The 15,691-nt window shown below is 28.5% G+C and carries 11 protein-coding genes; all 11 read left to right on the forward strand.

Annotated elements, in window-relative coordinates; all coding sequences use genetic code 11:
- Window positions 1-74 precede the first annotated feature (74 nt).
- The 11 genes from LB076_RS11965 (at window position 75) to LB076_RS12015 (ending at window position 13,409) form a co-directional block, all read left to right on the forward strand.
- The gene (locus LB076_RS11965; protein WP_066333454.1) at window positions 75-1,223 is read left to right on the forward strand and encodes an acyltransferase family protein; all 1,149 of its coding nucleotides are present in this window, start codon (window positions 75-77) and stop codon (window positions 1,221-1,223) included.
- 204 nt (window positions 1,224-1,427) lie between these two features.
- A complete protein-coding gene (locus LB076_RS11970; RefSeq protein WP_232505655.1) occupies window positions 1,428-1,637 on the forward strand; it encodes a hypothetical protein in 210 nt (69 codons plus the stop codon).
- A complete protein-coding gene (locus LB076_RS11975) occupies window positions 1,637-1,954 on the forward strand; it encodes a type II toxin-antitoxin system RelE/ParE family toxin (RefSeq protein WP_066337177.1) in 318 nt (105 codons plus the stop codon). Before LB076_RS11970 ends, LB076_RS11975 begins: the two co-directional genes overlap by 1 nt.
- Before the next feature lie 2,011 nt (window positions 1,955-3,965).
- Entirely contained in the window at window positions 3,966-4,520 is a 555-nt protein-coding gene (locus LB076_RS11980; protein ID WP_070786797.1) for a hypothetical protein, read from the forward strand.
- 204 nt (window positions 4,521-4,724) lie between these two features.
- A complete protein-coding gene (locus LB076_RS11985; RefSeq protein ID WP_070786798.1) occupies window positions 4,725-5,024 on the forward strand; it encodes a nucleotidyltransferase family protein in 300 nt (99 codons plus the stop codon).
- Window positions 5,017-5,364 (forward strand): HepT-like ribonuclease domain-containing protein, encoded by a 348-nt coding sequence (locus LB076_RS11990; protein WP_070786799.1) that lies wholly within the window; start codon window positions 5,017-5,019, stop codon window positions 5,362-5,364. Before LB076_RS11985 ends, LB076_RS11990 begins: the two co-directional genes overlap by 8 nt.
- Window positions 5,365-5,598: 234 nt before the next feature.
- The gene (locus LB076_RS11995) at window positions 5,599-6,726 is read left to right on the forward strand and encodes a hypothetical protein (protein ID WP_070786800.1); all 1,128 of its coding nucleotides are present in this window, start codon (window positions 5,599-5,601) and stop codon (window positions 6,724-6,726) included.
- 331 nt (window positions 6,727-7,057) lie between these two features.
- A complete protein-coding gene (locus tag LB076_RS12000) occupies window positions 7,058-7,612 on the forward strand; it encodes a hypothetical protein (protein WP_070786797.1) in 555 nt (184 codons plus the stop codon).
- 1,398 nt (window positions 7,613-9,010) lie between these two features.
- Entirely contained in the window at window positions 9,011-9,874 is an 864-nt protein-coding gene (locus LB076_RS12005) for a hypothetical protein (protein ID WP_070786801.1), read from the forward strand.
- Window positions 9,875-10,640: 766 nt separating this feature from the next.
- The gene (locus LB076_RS12010) at window positions 10,641-11,960 is read left to right on the forward strand and encodes a S41 family peptidase (RefSeq protein ID WP_066331823.1); all 1,320 of its coding nucleotides are present in this window, start codon (window positions 10,641-10,643) and stop codon (window positions 11,958-11,960) included.
- 792 nt (window positions 11,961-12,752) lie between these two features.
- Window positions 12,753-13,409, forward strand: a complete 657-nt coding sequence (locus LB076_RS12015; protein ID WP_157776688.1) for a hypothetical protein — start codon at window positions 12,753-12,755, stop codon at window positions 13,407-13,409.
- The last annotated feature ends 2,282 nt before the right edge of the window (window positions 13,410-15,691 follow it).

The raw sequence follows: 15,691 nt of genomic DNA on the forward strand, positions 1-15,691 counted from the left end.
ACGATGTTGCGCTAGACCCTTGAATCCGCCCAGAAGTAGAAAAGAGAACATAAAATAACAAGAAATAAACTATAGTGATTTCAGAGAACATAATTGCAGAAAAATTTTATGGATTAGATCATCTAAGAGCATTAGCAATTTTGTTAGTTTTCTTTTTTCATTATTTCATATTAAGCGGAGGAGAACCTAAATGGTTACCAGATTATGCGAAATTTGGTTGGACAGGAGTTGATTTATTTTTCGTGTTAAGTGGTTTTTTAATTTCATCCCAATTGTTTTTAAAAATTAAACAAGAAAAGAAAATTTCATACAAAGAATTCTTTTTAAAAAGATTTTTTAGAATTATTCCAGCATATCTAGTTGTTGTTGGAATTTATTTTATTGTTCCTCTTTTTCGAGAAAAAGAAAGTTTACCACCAGTTTGGAAATTTCTGACGTTTACTCAAAACTTTGGAACTAACTTGAAAGATTTTGGAACATTTTCTCACGCTTGGTCGTTATGTGTAGAAGAGCATTTTTACTTTTTCTTACCAATTATCTTAATAATATTGAAAGCCAAAAATCTTTTTAAAAAATCATATTGGTTATTAGTGATTCTCTTTTTAATCGGTTTTATAGTTAGATTTTATAGTTGGAATAACTTTTACATTCCAAAAATAAACGATGAAAACTCATGGCTATATTGGTACAAATTTATTTATTATCCAACTTACAATAGACTTGACGGACTTTTAGTTGGAGTTTCAATTGCAGGTATTTATCAGTTTCTTCCAAATTTATGGGACAAAATTTCAAAATTTGGAAATCTGAACCTAATTGTGAGCTTCTTGATTTTGACTTGTGCATATTTCTTGTGTTATGAAGAACGAACGTTTTACGCTTCCATTTTTGGCTTTCCATTGGTTGCAATTGGTTACGGATTTTTAGTAATTGGAGCAATTAGCCCAAATAGTTTTCTTTTTAAATGGAAATCAAAAACAACAACATTTATTGCATCATTATCATTTGCAATTTACTTAACTCACAAAGGAATAATTCACATAACTCAAAATTTATTTGAAAATATAAACGTAGAAAGTAATTTAATGATGTTTATTTGTATTGTAACTTGCATAATTGGAGCATATTTTCTGAATTTAGCAATCGAAAAACCATTTATGAAATTGCGAAACCGAATAATTAAAAATAAAAAAAGCGAACGCACAACAACCATTTTGAGCTAGCTGGAGTTTAGTGGAATTACCGTTTCGCATCAAGTTTTCATTAAGCCGAAAATTGAGCGGTTACGAACTTCCAGCCATCTCAAAGTGGCATAACGTTGGTAGCAAGCAAAAAAAAAACAGAGAAAAGAATGTCTTGTTTGAGATAATTCGTAATTTTGATAAAAATATTTTGTTATGGATATTCAAAGTAGAAAAATAGAATTTATGCAAGCTTTCCTTAAACTCCAAAGTGAAGAAGTAATTTCTCAATTAGAACATATTTTAAGAAAGAAATCTACTATTGATTTAGAACTAGATTCAGAATTTAAACCTATGTCAATAGAAGAATTTAACGACCGAATTGATAAGTCCGAGAATGATTTTAAAAACGGTAGATATAAAAGTACTTCTGAACTTTTTAAGAAGTATAATTAATGAGTTACTCAATAATTTGGTCAAACTTTGCTGAGAGGGAACTTGATAAAATTTTTCAATATTATATTGAAAAAGCAAATTTAAAAGTTGCTAAAAGCATACTTCAGAAAATTTTAGTCGAACCAGAAAGACTTATACAAAATTCAGAATTATTTCAAATCGAAGATTTGTTAATTGATAGAGTCTATAATTATAGATATATAGTTTGCGATAATTATAAAATAATATATTCAGTCGATATAGAATTAAAACTTATAAAAATTGCAGACGTATTTGATACTCGTCAAAATCCAATTAAAATTAAACAAATTAAATAGATTGCCAGCTACCAACAGCCATTTTGATATAGCTGGAATTTAGTGGAATTATCGTTTCGTATCAAGTTTTCGTTAGGCAGAAAATTTAGCGGTTACGAATTTCCAGCCATCTCAAACTGGCGAAACGTTATGTGCTAGTTTTGCCCATTTTGCGCAGATAAAGCCGTTTTTATAAGAAAAAACTGTCTATAATTTTAAGGTTTAGCGTTCTAAATTCTTAAAAAAGCGCAATAAAAATGGATTCTTAAAAGCCAAAAAAAAACGTTTTGTTGTTTAAAGAATATTATTTCTAACCTGAAAATAATCCAAAACAAAATAATGACATAAAACAGCGTGATTTGCGGTTTACAGAGTGATTTTTCAAACAAGAAAATCCCAAAAGTTGAAGCGAAAACGGCATTTTATCATCTTTACGGAAAAAATTAAATGAGTGTAATTTGTTCCTTACAAAGTGATTATTCAAATAAGAAAAATCTCGGATTTAAATCTTAAAACGGGATTTTATCAGCGTTACGAAAAAAATTAAAAAAGTGTGATTTGTTCTTTACAAAGTGAGTATCTAAATAAAAAATCTCGAATTTAAAGCCAAAAAATATTTGCGTTTTTAGGTTTGTGAAGAAAAAACCAGCCCATAACAATCGTCTTAACTAATTTGCAGATTCTGTGGAATTACCGTTTTTAATTGTATATTCGTTACAGCGAAGGTAATCGTATCCAAAGCCTGCAAACTAGTTAAGGCGGGAACGTTATGGGCTAGTTTTGCCCATTTTGCGCAGATAAAGCCGTTTTTATAAGAAAAAACTGTTTATAATTTTAAGGTTTAGAGTTCTAAATTCTTTAAAAAAGCTCAAAAAAAATGGATTCTTAAAATCTAAAAAAACAGGTTTTGTTGTTTAAAAAGTATTACTAAAAAACTGAAAATAATCCAAAACAAAATAATGACTTAAAACAGCGTGATTTGTGGTTTTCAGAGTGATTTTTTTAAACAAGAAAATCCCCAAGTTGAAGCGCAAACGGCATTTTATCAGCGTGACGTAAAAAATTAAATGAGTGTAATTTGTTCCTTACAAAGTGATTATCCAAATAAGAAAAATCTCGGATTTAAATCTTAAAAAAAATCAATAAGGAAAATTAAAAAGCTGAAATAGAGTGATTTGTTTTTTAAAGAGTGAGTATCTAAATAAAAAAAATCTCGTATTTAAAGCCAAAAAATGTTTGCGTTTTTAGGTTTGGGGAGAAAAAACCAGCCCATAACAATCGTCTTAACTAATTTGCAGATTCTGTGGAATTACCGTTTTTAATTGTATATTCGTTATGAAGAAAAACATCCGTATCCAAAGCCTGCAAACTAGTTAAGGCGGGAACGTTATGGGCTAGTTTTGCCCATTTTGCGCAGATAAAGCCGTTTTTGCAAGAAAAAACTGTTTATAATTTTAAGGTTTAGAGTTCTAAATTCCTAAAAAAAAGCGCAAAAAAACTGGATTCTTAAAAGCCAAAAAAAATATTTTGTTGTTTAAAGAGTATTACTAAAAAACAGAAAATAACTCAAAACAAAATAATGACATAAAACAGCGTGATTTGTAGTTTAAAGAGTAAATCTGAAAATAAAAAAAATCCCAAGTTGAAGCGCAAACGGCATTTTATCAGCGTGACGGAAAAAATTAAATGAGTGTAATTTGTTCCTTACAAAGTGATTAACCAAATAAGAAAAATCTCGGATTTAAATCTTAAAAAAAAAGCGAAAATTAAAAAACTAAAATAGAGTGATTTGTTGTTTACAAAGTGAGTATCTAAATAAAAAAAATCTCGAATTTAAAGCCAAAAAATGTTTGCGTTTTTAGGTTTGTGAAGAAAAAACCAGCCCATAACAATCGTCTTAACTAATTTGCAGATTCTGTGGAATTACCGTTTTTAATTGTATATTCGTTATGAAGAAAAACATCCGTATCCAAAGCCTGCAAACTAGTTAAGGCGGGAACGTTGGCAGTAATACTAAAAATCCGAAATAGAAATGACGAAAGTAGTTTTTAAAGAAATTGAAATTAATAATTGGATTGAATATATCGAACTTAAATTTGCTGACAAAAATTACTTCGAAATTGAAAAAAACACAAAAGAAGAACAAGAAGAGTTTATAAAAATTAACAGTAAAACAAATAAAACGAAAATATGGTTTAATGGACTTCATGGTGAAAATTTAATACTTTATGATTGTCAATATTCAAGTGAAGAAACTCAAAGTTGGAGCGGAGAAAGTTGTGCTGCCGACCCAGAAAAGTATGGGGTTTTTAATCAAGAAAACTTAAATAAAATAAATGACATTTTAGAAATTCCAATTTACAAAGGTTGGTATTCCGAAGAATACTATTTATTTGGTGATTTTTACAAAGCAATTAGTTACAAAGACAAAACTAAAAAAGAAAAAATTCTAACTTATTATGGTTCAAATTATGGTTGTATATCAATAATCTTATTTCCTATTTTTATCCTTATTAACTTACTAACGAGATTTGGATTATTTGGAAATAAGATTGTGAAAAATATAAAACCAATAATTGAAATCTAAAAAGTACTACTGCCAACAGCCGTTTCTCGCAATTGCGAATTTTGTGGTAAGTTCACGTTTTCGTTTCGCAAGAATTTTTATCTTTAACAGAAAATATAAAGTTCCGAAGTTCGCAACTGACGAGAAGCGGCGGAACGTTGGCAGTAATTATAAAATAAACGAGGCGAATTCAGCAATATATCGAAACTTTTGCTAAATTTGAAGATGATTCTAATTGAAAAAAATATTGACCGCCTAAAAATGATTTGTTCAACATACAATGTGGACAAAATGTACTTATTTGGTTCTGCATTAAATTCAAATTTTAATGACAAAAGTGATATTGATTTTTTAGTGAAGTTCAAATCTTTTGAATTATCTCAATACTTTGAGAATTATATAAATTTAAAAGAAAATTTAAAAACCTTGTTTGGAAGAGAAGTCGACTTACTTGAAGAGCAAACACTTAAAAACCCAATTTTAATAAACTCAATAAATAAATCAAAAGAACTTATTTATGGATGAGAGAATATTAAAATGGTTGTTTGATGTTAAAATGGCTATTGATGAAATTGATAGTTATTTTATCGACGAAGAAAAAGACTTTTTTAAATATCGAAGCAACTTGATGTTAAAAAGGGCAGTTGAAAGAGATTTAGAAATTATTGGAGAAGCAATAAATCGAATTATTACTCGTGATAAATATTTTGAAATTAAAATAACAAATGCAAAAGCTATTATTAGTTTGAGAAATCAAGTAATTCACGCTTATGATAATATTTCAGATGAAAACATTTGGTCAATACTTACAAATCATCTTCCTAAACTAAAAAAGGAAATTGAATATCTAATTGACGAAAAATAACTACTGCCAACAGCCAGTTTGAACTAGCTGGAATTTAGTGGAATTACCGTTTCGTTTCAAGTTTTCGTTAAGCAGAAAATTGAGCAGTTACGAATTTCCAGCCATCTCAAACTGGCGAGACGTTAGCGGTCAGTTTAGTCTAGGATCGGAGAATATAATACTTTAAAAAAAAGAATTACAATTCATAAAATGATCCAAATAAAAAATAATTAAGTCTGCATAAAAATTTTAAATATGTATATCCCTAAATATTATCTACTCATAATTTTTATTGTGGTTTTTATAATTTTACTATTAAAATACAAGGTAAAACCCTACTTATCAATTTTAAGTGTTATTAAAAGATTTTTCGTAAATCACACTTATATTCTATTGTTATTTTTTCCATTACTTATCATACTTAATAAAAGTTTTATATCAGCTAGTGAATATGAAAATAATGAATTTGTAAAGTTTCTTCTTAATAACGAATTTCTTAAAAATTTATCTTATGCTTTTGTAATAACAGGTAGCGGTATTGGAGCTGCTAAGTATCTTGGAAATTTACATTATTTCAAAAATCAAATAGATAGTATCTTAAGTTCTGATAAATTTCAAAATATATTATTTGAAAAAATATCAGAAGCAAATTTTTCTCCAGAATATCTTTCAAATTTAAGCAATATTGATCAAAAATGGAAAGCATTAACTTTATGCAAATATCAGAAAAAATTCCCTGAATTAATGCCTAAAATTGAACCGCTATTAGAAAACGAATTATTTAAAGATAATAATCTTGTTTGTTATTATAATAATTTTAGAATATTAATCGAAATTGAATTATTAGAAAATAATATTGTAAAAATTATTGAAAAAAACTTTTTTTATGTAAAGCCAACTTCAAACGAAAAAGTGCCACTAACATTTTCAATAAGTTCAATACCAGATGATTTAAATAGTAAAACATACACAAAACTAGATGAAGAAAACACAAAGATTGACAACATTAGTTTAAAAGATTTAAAAGCTAAAGATAAAGACTGTTTACAAGAAATAATTAACAATACGATAAATAACAATAATCAAAATTATACGCTTTACCTCGGAGGAAAAGAGATTTACTATATTGAACGAGTAATTGAAATGAGACAAGATTTAAGTATAGACCGCCTATCTTCATTTTCAAGTAGTAAAATAATTGACCATTTGAATATCGAAATAAAAACTTGTGAAAAAACAGATGTTTTTTTTAGTGGAGCCGAAAAAAATCAATTTAAAAAAGATAATTTTCAGAATAATAAAAACCATTATATTAAAGACAGTCCTTCTTTGCCAGGAGATATATATAATATATTTATATTCAAAAAAGATGAGCGTATTTAAGTAATTATATATATATTTGTCAAATAACTTTTAAAATAAAAATTATGAAAACAACTAAATCATTTACACTAGGTAAAACAGGAGTTTAAATTAATTATTAATAAATAAAAAATGCCATTCTAGATAAGAGTGGCATTTTGCATTATAATTCTGTTCAAAAAATAAAAAAAGAAAACCGAACCGCCAACAACTGTTTTGAGATAGCCGGAGTTTAGTGGAATTACCGTTTCGCAATCATATTTTCGTTAAACCGAAAATTGAGCGGTAACGATTTTCCAGCCATCTCAAAGCAGCATTACGTTGGCAGTAATACTAAAAATCCGAAATAGAAATGACGAAAGTAGTTTTTAAAGAAATTGAAATTAATAATTGGATTGAATATATCGAACTTAAATTTGCTGACAAAAATTACTTCGAAATTGAAAAAAACACAAAAGAAGAACAAGAAGAGTTTATAAAAATTAACAGTAAAACAAATAAAACGAAAATATGGTTTAATGGACTTCATGGTGAAAATTTAATACTTTATGATTGTCAATATTCAAGTGAAGAAACTCAAAGTTGGAGCGGAGAAAGTTGTGCTGCCGACCCAGAAAAGTATGGGGTTTTTAATCAAGAAAACTTAAATAAAATAAATGACATTTTAGAAATTCCAATTTACAAAGGTTGGTATTCCGAAGAATACTATTTATTTGGTGATTTTTACAAAGCAATTAGTTACAAAGACAAAACTAAAAAAGAAAAAATTCTAACTTATTATGGTTCAAATTATGGTTGTATATCAATAATCTTATTTCCTATTTTTATCCTTATTAACTTACTAACGAGATTTGGATTATTTGGAAATAAGATTGTGAAAAATATAAAACCAATAATTGAAATCTAAAAAGTACTACTGCCAACAGCCGTTTCTCGCAATTGCGAATTTTGTGGTAAGTTCACGTTTTCGTTTCGCAAGAATTTTTATCTTTAACAGAAAATATAAAGTTCCGAAGTTCGCAACTGACGAGAAGCGGCGGAACGTTATGTGGCATAGCTCCGAAAATTCGTTTTTAAAATAGAAAATTAACGTTTTTAAGCATATATTTTTTAAAAGTAATGTAAGTTAAAACCTCCCTCCTATTCTCTTAGAAACGGCTTTTTATTGCCGAAAATCGGGCGAATTAGTATAATTTTTCACCAAATAATATTTAAGGAAAATAAAGTATAAAAGGAATAAATGTTGCGATTTAAAACCGAAAAAATCAATCAAAATAAGTTGCATAAAAGAGAGTGAACAGAAATTTAAGCCCAAAAGCGAAAAAGGTTTGATGGAATTGAAACGGATTTTTTTTGCGACGTCAAAAGTGTGTAATGATATTTTCAGAGTGTTTATTTTACAAAAGACAATCTTTAATTTTATAAGAAAAACTACTTAATAATGTGTTTTTTAAATGGAAAATGTTTCTGTTTTAAAGAGAATTCCAGCAAATAAAAACAAGATAGAAGTACTTTGTGGCTATTGCTACGCCACATAACACACGTCTCAAGCAATTTGCAGATTCTGTGGAATTGCCGTTTTTAATTGTATATTCGTTACGCAGAAAATAATCGCATCCAAAAGCTGCAAACTGCATGAGGCGCGAAGACGTTATGTGGCATAGCTCCGAAAATTCGTTTTTAAAATAGAAAATTAACGTTTTTAAGCATCTATTTTTTAAAAGTAATGTAAGTCAAAACTCCTCTCCTATTCTCTTAGAAACGGCTTTTTATTGCCGAAAATCGGGCGAATTAGTATAATTTTTCACTAAATAATATTTAAGGAAAATAAAGTATAAAAGGAATAAATGTTGCAATTTAAAACCGAAAAAATCAATCAAAATAAGTTGTATAAAAGAGAGTGACCAGAAATTTAAGCCCAAAAGAGAAAAAGGTTAGACGGAATTGAAACGGATTTTTTTTGCGACGTCAAAAGTGTGTAATGATATTTTCAGAGTGTTTATTTTATAAAAAATAATCTTTAATTTTATAAGAAAAACTACTCAATAATGTATTTTTTAAATGGAAAATGTTTCTCTTTTTAAAGAGAATTCCCGCCAAAAAAAGCAAGATAGAAGTACTTTGTGGCTATTGCTACGCCACATAACACACGTCTCAAGCAATTTGCAGATTCTGTGGAATTACCGTTTTTAATTGTATATTCGTAAAGAATAAAATAATCGCATCCAAAAGCTGCAAACTGCATGAGGCGCGAGGACGTTATAAGCAAGCGAACCAAAAAACGTTCGTAAATAAAACCCAAATTATGCTTGATATTGAAAATCCGAATGAATTATTGAAAGAGCTTCGGGAGAAATTTTTAAGATTACACAACAGGTTTTTAGCTGTTGCAATGGATTATAAATATTACATTAATCCAAACATTTCGGACAATGAAATTTATAAACTTAGAGATAATGTTATCTTCAGGTTACAAAGCGCAAGATTTCATTTTGAATTGCTTTTACAACATCATAACTATGTTGAATATAATATCAAAGAAATACACACTAGTCAAATTCCGATTTTAAATGGAGGAATTGAACTTCAAATGTATCAGATGCAAGCAACTGAGGAAATCTATTCTCTTTTTGACAGTTTAATTTATCATCTATGTTCGAATTTTGACTATCTATTTAGACTTATCAATTTTATTCACGGAGAAACAGAGCTTGCTCAACCAAAGTGGAATCTGTTTAAATCAGACAAGAATATAAAAAAAAATATTTATTGCAGTAAAGAACTTATAGATGCACTGGATATTCTCGACCAGAAATTTGTTTATCCACTTATAAAACATCGTTCATTTCTTATACACAACGAACACGCAGTTGGTGGTCATCAGATTTTCCTAAATGATTTGAAAACAAGATTTCTAGTCACTGAAACGCTTATAAATCACTTTCCTGAATTAACTATTGAATTCGGAGAAGAAGAAATGAGTATAAGTTTTGTAGCAAAATGGTTAATAGACAAAACCTTTGAAACAATTACAGAAGTTTTGTTTGAAGTCCGAGATGACATTATAAGAAACCGAAAACAAGTCCAACCAATATTCTTTTCATTAGGGCCTAACAACACGATGCAATCAACTTCTGTGCACTATTGGGGCGAAAGGAATCATATTTAGTGCCTGCTTATAACACACGCTACAAGCAATTTGGGTATTTGGCTTAATTTGAAATTGGTTTTGTATTTGGAAGATTTGGCAAATCCGAAAATAGGGCTTAATTTAGTCCCAAACTACTTGTAGCGCGGGAACGTTGTAGGCAAGTTGCGCCCAAATCGCGCATAATTAATCTTTTAATTAAGAAAAAACTGTTTATAATTTTAAAGTTTAGGGTTCTTAATTCCTAAAAAAACGCAAAAAAATGGATTCTTAAAAGCCAAAAAAAAGCGTTTTGTTGTTTAAAGAATATTATTTCCAACCTGAAAATAATCCAAAACAAAATAATGAAATAAAACAGCGTGATTTGTGGTTTAAAGAGTGATTTTTTAAAACAAGAAAATCCCAAAGTTGAAGCGCAAACGGCATTTTATCAGCTTTACGGAAAAAATTAAATGAGTGTAATTTGTTCCTTACAAAGTGATTATTCAAATAAGAAAAATCTCGGATTTAAATCTTAAAACAGGATTTTATCAGCGTTACGGGAAAAATTAAAAAAGAGTGATTTATTCTTTACAAAGTGAGAATCTAAATAAAAAAATCTCGAATTTAAAGTAGGAATTTGTTTGTGTTTTTAGGCTTATGAAGAAAACAACCAGCCTACAACAAACGTCTCAAGCAATTTGCAGATTCGGTGGAATTACCGTTTTTAATTGTATATTCGTTATAAAGAAAAACATCCGTATCCAAAGCCTGCAAACTAGTTAAGGCGGGAACGTTACCTACAATTATGAAAAAAATCAACATTCTAATAATCATTTTACTACTTTCTAACCTTTGTTTAGGACAAGAAAAATGGCTGATTAATAATCCTAATAGTTTTGACTATTATATTACAACAGAAATTAAAGATGGAGAAATTATTGGAAAAACAAGAAATAATGCACTAAAAGATATTGTAGGTGGTTTTAAGTTTACTATGGCGAAATTGGCGACTTCTGTTAAATATCCAGAAATTGTTTATTTTAAAGGTGCTTTTGAAGAAAATACTTTTAGTGGTAATTTTCAAATGATTTTTAGTCAAAGACATTTTAAAGGATTAATTAAAAACGATACTTTAAAAATTACTCTAACAAATAAAGACAGAACCGAAACAAAAATAAACGGAATCAGAATTAAAGAAATAAAACCTATTCGTGATTATAAAAGCACGTTTAATAAAATATTTGAAATAACTGAAAATAATATTTATAATCAATCCTTCTTAAAGTCAAAAAAATGGAGAAAGTTTAAAAAGAGAATGAATAATATTAGTGGAAGAATTAATGATAATTTAGAACTTCAAATTGCTTTTTCAGCATTTGCAAGAGAATTTCCTTTTTCTCATTATTATCTTTATAAATCAAGTTCAACAAATGGAATAGAAAGCAACAATGTTAATTTTGCAGAAATAAAAGAAATTAATAGTAAAACCTGTGTTCTAAAAGTTAAAAGTTTCTCTGGTTCAAGAAAGCAAATGGATAGTTTAATTTCTATTATTGAAAATAAAAAATACTCAAATTTAATTATTGACTTACGAAACAATCCTGGTGGAAATCATTTATCTGCTTTTCCTTTAGCCGAATACATCATTGACAAACCAATAATTGCTGGTGTTTTTCCTAATAAAAATTGGTATCAAGAATTTGAACGAATACCAAATAAAAAAGATTATTCTAAATTTATTGAATTTAGTGGAGGAACAATGAAGGAATGGTTTGTTAAAGCAAGTCAAAACTACGGAGCATATTTCAAAGTAAATCCATCAGAAAATCATTTTAAAGGCAAAGTATATGTTCTAACAAATAATAGAACTGGGAGCACCTGCGAACCATTTGTTTATGGACTTAAAAATGACAACTACGCAACAATAATTGGAGAACATACTGCGGGAGCGATGTTATCATCAAATGAGTTTAATTTAGGTAATGGAATTACATTAAGAATACCTTTAAATGACTATATAACATATTCAGGAGAACGAATTGACAAAAACGGAATCAAACCTAATATTGAAGTGGAATCTGAAAAAGCACTTAAATATACATTAGATAAAATAATGAACAATTGACTGTAGGTAACACCGTATATAATTTATTGCTGGCTTATTGCCTACTTGCGAAAGTCCTCGCGGACTTTCTTGGTCGGTAATTATTTACTAAATTAGTTGCTTGAAACACGCAACAAATCATATACAACAACCTTATGGGCTAGTTTTGCCCATTTTGCGCAGATAAAGTCGTTTTTATAAGAAAAAACTGTTTATAATTTTAAGGTTTAGAGTTCTAAATTCTTAAAAAAACGTAAAAAAACTGGATTCTTAAAAGCAAAAAAAAAAACATTTTGTTGTTTAAAGAATATAACTAAAAAACAGAAAATAATTCAAAACCAAAATAATGACATAAAATAGCGTGATTGGTGGTTTAAAGAGTGATTTTTCAAGCAAGAAAATCCCAAAGTTGAAGCGCAAACGGTATTTTATCAACGTGACGGAAAAATTAAATGAGTGTAATTTGTTCCTTACAAAGTGATTATCCAAATAAGAAAAATCTCGGATTTAAATCTTAAAAAAAATCAATAAGGAAAATTAAAAAACTGAAATAGAGTAATTTGTTCTTTAAATAGTGAGAATCTAAATAAAAAAATCTCGAATTTAAAGTAGGGATTTGTTTGTGTTCTTAGGTTTATAAAGAAAACAACCAGCCTACAACAATCGCCTTAACTAATTTGCAGATTCTGTGGAATTATCGTTTTTAATTGTATATTCGTTATAAAGAAAAACATCCGTATCCAAAGCCTGCAAACTAGTTAAGGCGGGAACGTTAGCGGTCAGGCAAAAAAAAACGGAACTAATCAACTGAAAATGAAGAGAATATTTATATCAATAATGGCAATTACACTATTTGCAAACTGCAATAATTCGAACAATAATACTGTTGATAAATCTGACCGATTTGAATTAGTTCCAGAAGCCGACAAAGATATAAGAGAAGAATATGAAAAACAGAAGGATTTAAAGCAGATTAATTGTTCCTTTTCTAATCCTGATACTTCAGTTATTGGAATTAAAATTCGTAATGTTGAAAGTACTATAAAAATTTTGGGAGAAAAGACGAAATTACAAGGTGACTCTTCTCATATTTTTATTTCTAGAGACAATAATCAAAAACTTAGTTTAACGGTACATCCTGGAGATTTACATAACCAAATAAGTATTTTTAAAATTTCTTATTTTAAAAACTCAAATCACAACTACAAAAAAATAAATTCAAAGGAATTTGAAACCGAAAAAGGAATTAAATTAGGAATAAACAAAAAAGAAATTATTGAAAAACTTGGAAATTGTTATGTAGCAAAAGACAGCGTACAAACTTCGATTACACTTAATTACAGACTTGAAAGTCCAGCTGACAGCAAAACAAAATTACTAAAAAGTAATAATATGCCAATTTATTACGCAACATATATGCTGAAAAATGATAAACTAGAAAGAATTGAATTTGGATTTGAGTATCCATAGAACGTAAAAGCCCGACCGCTAACACACGTCTTGCGCCATTTGCGAATTTAGTGGAATTATCGTTTTTTTATCGTATTTTCGTTCAGCCGAAAATACTCGTCTTCGTAAGTCGCAAACGGCGCAAGGCGCGAGAACGTTATGTGGCATAGCTCCGAAAATTCGTTTTTAAAATAGAAAATTAACGTTTTTAAGCATCTATTTTTTAAAAGTAATGTAAGTCAAAACTCCTCTCCTATTCTCTTAGAAACGGCTTTTTATTGCCGAAAATCGGGCGAATTAGTATAATTTTTCACTAAATAATATTTAAGGAAAATAAAGTATAAAAGGAATAAATGTTGCAATTTAAAACCGAAAAAATCAATCAAAATAAGTTGTATAAAAGAGAGTGACCAGAAATTTAAGCCCAAAAGAGAAAAAGGTTAGACGGAATTGAAACGGATTTTTTTTGCGACGTCAAAAGTGTGTAATGATATTTTCAGAGTGTTTATTTTATAAAAAATAATCTTTAATTTTATAAGAAAAACTACTCAATAATGTATTTTTTAAATGGAAAATGTTTCTCTTTTTAAAGAGAATTCCCGCCAAAAAAAGCAAGATAGAAGTACTTTGTGGCTATTGCTACGCCACATAACACACGTCTCAAGCAATTTGCAGATTCTGTGGAATTACCGTTTTTAATTGTATATTCGTAAAGAATAAAATAATCGCATCCAAAAGCTGCAAACTGCATGAGGCGCGAGGACGTTGTAGGCAAGTTGCGCCCAAATCGCGCATAATTAACCTTTTAATTAAGAAAAAACTGTTTATAATTTTAAAGTTTAGGGTTCTTAATTCCTAAAAAAACGCAAAAAACTGGATTCTTAAAAGCCAAAAAAAAACATTTTGTTGTTTAAAGAATATAACTAAAAAACAGAAAATAATCCAAAACAAAATAATGACATAAAACAGCGTGATTTGCGGTTTACAGAGTGATTTTTCAAGCAATAAAATTCCCAAGTTGAAGCGCAAACGGCATTTTATCACCGTAACGTAAAAAATTAAATGAGTGTGATTTGTGTTTTACAAAGTGATTATCCAAATAAGAAAAACCTCGGGTTTAAATCTTAAAAAAATCAATAAGGAAAATTAAAAAGCTGAAATAGAGTGATTTGTTTTTTAAAGAGTGAGAATCTAAATAAAAAAATCTCGAATTTAAAGTAGGAATTTGTTTGTGTTTTTAGGTTTATGAAGAAAACAACCAGCCTACAACAATCGCCTTAACTAATTTGCAGATTCTGTGGAATTATCGTTTTTAATTGTATATTCGTTATGAAGAAAAACATCCGTATCCAAAGCCTGCAAACTAGTTAAGGCGGGAACGACGTTATGTGGCATAGCTCCGAAAATTCGTTTTTAAAATAGAAAATTAACGTTTTTAAGCATATATTTTTTAAAAGTAATGTAAGTTAAAACCTCCCTCCTTTTCTCTTAGAAACGGCTTTTTATTGCCGAAAAATCGGGCGAATTAGTATAATTTTTCACCAAATAATATATTTAAGGAAAATAAAGTATAAAAGGAATAAATGTTGCGATTTAAAACCGAAAAAATCAATCAAAATAAGTTGCATAAAAGAGAGTGACCAGAAATTTAAGCCCAAAAGGGAAAAAGGTTTGATGGAATTGAAACGGATTTTTTTTGCGACTTCAAAAGTGTGTAATGATATTTTCAGAGTGTTTATTTTATAAAAGACAATCTTTAATTTTATAAGAAAAACTACTTAATAATGTGTTTTTTAAATGGAAAATGTTTCTGTTTTTAAAGAGAATTCGTGCCAAAAAAAGCAAGATAGAAGTACTTTGTGGCTATTGCTACGCCACATAACACACGTCTCAAGCAATTTGCAGATTCGGTGGAATTACCGTTTTTAATTGTATATTCGTTACGCAGAAAATAATCGCATCCAAAAGCTGCAAACTGCATGAGGCGCGAGGACGTTATGTGGCATAGCTCCAAAAATTCGTTTTTAAAATAGAAAATTAACGTTTTTAAGTATATATTTTTTAAAAGTAATGTAAGTCAAAACCTCCCTTCTTTTCTCTTAGAAACGGCTTTTTATCACCGAAAAATCGGGCGAATTAGTATAATTTTTCACCAAATAATATTTAAGGAAAATAAAGTATAAAAGGAATAAATGTTGCAATTTAAAACTGAAAAAATCAATCAAAATAAGTTGCATAAAAGAGAGTGAACAGAAATTTAAGTCCAAAAGCGAAAAAGGTTAAACGGAATTGAAACGGATTTT

Source organism: Flavobacterium crassostreae, from assembly GCF_001831475.1.
Taxonomy (GTDB): Bacteria; Bacteroidota; Bacteroidia; order Flavobacteriales; family Flavobacteriaceae; genus Flavobacterium; species Flavobacterium crassostreae.

Coding starts and splice junctions, on each gene's coding strand:
- LB076_RS12000 (WP_070786797.1), top strand. CDS start 7,058: ATGACGAAAGTAGTTTTTAAAGAAATTGAAATTAATAATTGGATTGAA.
- LB076_RS11975 (WP_066337177.1), top strand. CDS start 1,637: ATGAGTTACTCAATAATTTGGTCAAACTTTGCTGAGAGGGAACTTGAT.
- LB076_RS11980 (WP_070786797.1), top strand. CDS start 3,966: ATGACGAAAGTAGTTTTTAAAGAAATTGAAATTAATAATTGGATTGAA.
- LB076_RS11970 (WP_232505655.1), top strand. CDS start 1,428: ATGCAAGCTTTCCTTAAACTCCAAAGTGAAGAAGTAATTTCTCAATTA.
- LB076_RS11995 (WP_070786800.1), top strand. CDS start 5,599: ATGTATATCCCTAAATATTATCTACTCATAATTTTTATTGTGGTTTTT.
- LB076_RS11990 (WP_070786799.1), top strand. CDS start 5,017: ATGGATGAGAGAATATTAAAATGGTTGTTTGATGTTAAAATGGCTATT.
- LB076_RS12005 (WP_070786801.1), top strand. CDS start 9,011: ATGCTTGATATTGAAAATCCGAATGAATTATTGAAAGAGCTTCGGGAG.
- LB076_RS12015 (WP_157776688.1), top strand. CDS start 12,753: ATGAAGAGAATATTTATATCAATAATGGCAATTACACTATTTGCAAAC.
- LB076_RS12010 (WP_066331823.1), top strand. CDS start 10,641: ATGAAAAAAATCAACATTCTAATAATCATTTTACTACTTTCTAACCTT.
- LB076_RS11985 (WP_070786798.1), top strand. CDS start 4,725: ATGATTCTAATTGAAAAAAATATTGACCGCCTAAAAATGATTTGTTCA.